At 63.8% G+C, this 4,089-nt stretch carries 5 protein-coding genes; 1 reads left to right on the top strand and 4 read right to left on the bottom strand.

The window, feature by feature from the left end; genetic code table 11:
• Nucleotides 1-558 (top strand): DUF3326 domain-containing protein (locus tag NW863_RS10595; RefSeq protein WP_414366244.1); only part of this gene is annotated, 558 nt, incomplete at its 5' end.
• 7 nt (nt 559-565) lie between these two features.
• Here NW863_RS10595 and NW863_RS10590 read toward each other — a convergent pair.
• The 4 genes from NW863_RS10590 to NW863_RS10575 all read right to left on the bottom strand — a co-directional run.
• Nucleotides 566-1,024, bottom strand: a complete 459-nt coding sequence (locus NW863_RS10590) for an MAPEG family protein (RefSeq protein ID WP_414366242.1) — start codon at nt 1,022-1,024, stop codon at nt 566-568.
• 54 nt (nt 1,025-1,078) lie between these two features.
• The gene (locus NW863_RS10585) at nt 1,079-3,178 is read right to left on the bottom strand and encodes an ArsA family ATPase (protein WP_414366240.1); all 2,100 of its coding nucleotides are present in this window, start codon (nt 3,176-3,178) and stop codon (nt 1,079-1,081) included.
• Nucleotides 3,179-3,180: 2 nt separating this feature from the next.
• Complete coding sequence (locus NW863_RS10580; protein WP_414366238.1) at nt 3,181-3,858, bottom strand: hypothetical protein; 678 nt, start codon at nt 3,856-3,858, stop codon at nt 3,181-3,183.
• Nucleotides 3,859-3,861: 3 nt separating this feature from the next.
• The coding region (locus NW863_RS10575) for a (2Fe-2S) ferredoxin domain-containing protein (protein WP_414366236.1) at nt 3,862-4,089 on the bottom strand (228 nt) is incomplete at its 5' end.

Here is a 4,089-nt window from a genome sequence, read left to right as displayed (position 1 = left end):
CTCTATGCAGGGGCCGAGGCCATTGCCGTGGTGGCCCGCTTCCCCGACGATCTTGACTTTAGCCAGTACGAGCAGGGGCAGGGGGTAGATCCCCTGGCGGGGGCCGAGGCCATCCTCAGCCACCTGGTGGTGCGGGAGCTGGGGATCCCGTGTGCCCATGCTCCGGCCCTCTACCCTGATCCCGACCCCAAGCTGGTTCACCCCCGCGCTGCCGCTGAAGAGGTGGGGTTTACCTTCCTGCCCTCGGTTTTGGCAGGGCTGAGCTACGCTCCCCAGTTTGTGAAAAGGGGGGATCCCCTCCAGACGGGCGACCTGACAGCCGAGCAGGTGGATAGCGTCATTGCCCCGGCCACCGCCTTTGGCGGCCCCGGCCTACTTTACCTCGCCAGCCGCCCCCGCCCGCCCTTGTTTATTGCCGTCGAAGAAAACACCACCGTCATGCAGGTTCACCCGCGCCAGTTGGGGATCCCGCATGTGGCGGTTAGCTCCTACCTGGAGGCCATTGGCGTGGTGGTGGCCCACCGGGCTGGCGTGGCCCTCTCGTCGCTGCGGCTTTAGCCTCGGGCTAAGCCCAGTTCTGGCCCAGAAACGGCAACAGGCCAATCAGCAGCAGGCCCAGCGTGGCCAGCGACCCAACCAAAAAGGAGAGGGAGCGCCCCAGGGGAATGTCACCGATGTAGAAAAAGTTGTAAAACAGCCGTGCCAGCAGAAACACACCGCAGAGCAAGGCTACCCCTTCGTCGCCGCTAAGGCCAAACAGCCAGGGATCCGGGTGGGGGCCAGTAACATAGGCAATCAAGGCTGACGGCGCAAAGGTGCCCAGGGCCTCAAAGCCGTTGGCATGGGCCCAGGTAGCCCGCTGGCCGTAGGGAGGCAGCCGGTCGAACATAGCCCGCGGCGCATGGGGATCGTAGCCAACGCGAGCGCGGGCATAGCCGACCACGCCCATGGGCAGGTACACCAACAGGATGGCTGCAGCAATCGAGAACAGGGGGATGGCTTGCAGGGGGAGGTTGGGCAACATAGGCAAAACGCAGAGGAAAGAGGCGGCACCCGCACCTTCTCTAGGCTAGCCTCCCTAGGCGGGAATTGGCGCCGGGCTGCCTAGCAGGTAAGCCCCAACGACTTCTAGGCTGGGCGGGTGCAGGAAAGGGAGGGTGACAATGGCCTGCTGGGGAAAGCGCTGGGGCAACTGGGCCAGGATGGCCTGGTGGCGGCGCCAAAGGGCTGCGCCAAAGGGGGTGGAGTCCTCCAGCCAAACCCGATTGAGAACGGCGTAGGGATGGGGGATCCCTAGGGCATCCAACTCCGCCAAGAGGCGCTCGGTTTCCGCCAGAACTGCCTGTTCGGGGTTGAAGACAGGGACAAAGCTAACAAACTGGGGATCCCGCAGCCGCCGCTGCAGCTGGCGCACCTGGGCCAGGAGATCCCGCAACCGCTGCGCCCATTCCGGCCGGCCCACCACGTCGCGGTACTTTAGCCACAGCTTCAGGGCCAGGCTCACCCAGCCTTCTAGGGCCTGCGGCATCTGCAAAAAGCGCAAGAGGTGGCCGGTGGGGGCGGTATCCACCACCACCAGGTTGAACTGGCCGCTGGCTTCTTGTTCCAGCACCGTCAGCAGGGCCATCACCTCGTCTAGACCGGGAGGGGGCATCTGCAAAAGCTGCCGCCAAGCCTGGGGGTCGTACTGGACTTCCACCCCTGCCGTCCCCTCGCCTGCCAAAATGGCCGCCACCTCCTCCAGGTAGTCTTGGCGGAAGCGCTCCAGCACTGCCGCCGCCTCGATCTCCTGGCCCAGCAGGTTGGGCAAGAGCGGCAGCGGCTCCTGACCCAGCTTTGTCTGAAACAGATCCCCCAGCGAGTGGGCCGGGTCGATGGAGACCAGTAAGAGCCGCTGGTCGGGATGGCGCTGGGCCAGGTTCCAGGCCAGGGCCCCGGCCACCGTGGTCTTGCCCACCCCACCCTTGCCCCCCACCAGCACAAGGCGGATCCCTTGGGCCAAAAAATCTGGCAGGGCCACCCTTGGGGGGGAGGGGATCCCGCCGACAGGCTCCCCTGGGCTAGGGGGGATCTCTTCCAACTGCGGCAGCACCTCTGGCAAGGGGCGAAGCTGTTGCACCAGCTTGTCCAGGGCCGTCGGCCCAATCGGCTCCTCCAGTTGATAGGGACAAACCCAGATGGGATAGCCAGGCAGCTCCTCTTGGAGCGTTTTTAGCCAGCGCCACTGCTCCTGCTGGCGGGCCAGGTAGAGAGGCGAGGGGCGGTTGGGGGTTGCTTCCGCTTTTTCCCCTGCGGCCGCCACCGTCCCTAGCAACACCTGGTTGACCAGAAGACCCCCCACAGGCACACGGCGGCTTTGCAGTTGTTGACAGAAGCGGCGGGTCTCCGCCACGCTCAACGGCTCCGGGATCAGCACCAGCCAAGCAGAGGTGCTCTCCGGGTCGGTGAGGCGGGCTTTGCCTCCCTCCAGCTCACTTTGTAGCCGGGTCAAAAAGGCATCGGCCTCATCCGGTCGATAGGTGCCCGTCAGGGATTGGACAACCTCGCGGTGCTTGGCCTGGAAGGTGGCAAACACCGCCAGCAGATTATCCAAAAAGTCGGGCAACTCCAACAGCCGCAGGGTGTGGCCGGTGGGGGCCGTGTCCAGGATGACTGTGTCCACCTCTTGGCCTGCCAGCAGGCGGTTGACCTCGAGGATGGCCATCAGCTCGTCCACCCCCGGCCAGTCCAGATCCCAAAGGGGCAACAGATCCTCTCGCCCCAGCCAACTGCCCCGCTCGGCAATGAGCTCCAGAGCAGGGCCGTAGGTCTGCTTGAAAGACTGCAGCAGCACCTCGGCCTGGAGAGCCCGCACCTGCAAGTTGGGCCGTTCGCGCAAGCGGTGCGGAGCACTTTCCGGCAGGGGTTGGGGGGTGTCGGCCACCGGGATCCCCAGCACATCCCCCAGGGAGTGGGCCGGATCGGTGGACAGCAACAGCAGACGGCGCTCTGGTTGCCTCTGGGCTAGGTGACGGGCTAGGGCACAGGCCAGGGTGGTCTTGCCCACGCCCCCCTTGCCGCTCAACAGCAGCAAGCGGCAGGAAGCCGATCGCGTCAGCGGGACGTAGTCCACGAGCCGGTCAAAGGGGGAGTTGTCGAGCTGAGCGGGCTGCAAAGGGATCCCTCGCGCGCAGGTCACCCCTATTCTGGCCTGGATCTCCCTTGGGGATACCCCAGCCCGCCGAGGTTGGCTTTCGCCAACTCCAGTCGGCGGCGTCCTCTGTCCCAGGCCAGCAGCGCGTGGATCCCAAGCCAAAAGCCCGTCCACAGCCAGTTGTGCAACCAGATCTTGCCCAAGATGGGCAGGGTCAGGCCCTCTGTTCCGCCCAGCACCAGGCCGGCTGCCAAGATCAGCCCTTCAAAAGCAAGGAACCCTAGGATCAGCATGACCAGGATCCAAAGGTAATTGCGCAGCCATTGCCGAGGTTGGACAGGGTGGGGCTGGAAAAAGAGCGGGCGATAGCTGGCCAGCCACGCCACCCCCACCGTGCCGATCCCCAAGACCAACCCCCAAGCCAAAGAATCAGGGGTACGGGGATAGTTGTGCCAGGTGTAGCCAAAGATTTGGTTGGCCAGCCAAATCATCGAAGCGCTGACGATTGCCCTTTGGCGAGTTAACGTGGTGCCCGTGACGATGCCAACAGTTACAAAAGGCAGTGTACAGGTATAGGCAATGTTGCTAAGGCAGCCGATGGTGGTCAATAGGCTGGGCCAAAATCGACCTTGGGCTAGATCGCGGGTGGCTTGGATCCAAATGACCTCCGGGATCCCGCGGCGGGTTTCGGGGATGGACTGGACAAGAGCTTGTAGGCTGACCATAGGCTAATCCCCAGGAAAAAGGTGAGCTTTTAAGGGACACTTGTTCAGCAGGTGCTCCTGGACAATTTGCCGCGCTACTGGGGGTGTGACTTGCTTGTACCAGGTGCGGTCACCAGAGTAGAAAACCACCGGCCCTTGTTGGCAGACTTCTAGGCATCCTGAGGTGATAACCGGAACATCCAGATTGGCCTCGCGCAGGGCCGATTGCAAAGCTTCCACCACCGGCTGATA

The sequence above is a fragment of the Synechococcus sp. B60.1 genome (genome assembly GCF_047462555.1).
Classification (GTDB): Bacteria; Cyanobacteriota; Cyanobacteriia; order Thermostichales; family Thermostichaceae; genus Thermostichus.
Note: the sequence above shows the minus strand (reverse complement) of the source record. Positions and strands in the feature narration are given on the sequence as shown.

Bases quoted from the DNA above. Each gene is read 5' to 3' on its own strand.
- NW863_RS10590 (WP_414366242.1), bottom strand. From the start codon at position 1,024: ATGTTGCCCAACCTCCCCCTGCAAGCCATCCCCCTGTTCTCGATTGCT.
- NW863_RS10580 (WP_414366238.1), bottom strand. From the start codon at position 3,858: ATGGTCAGCCTACAAGCTCTTGTCCAGTCCATCCCCGAAACCCGCCGC.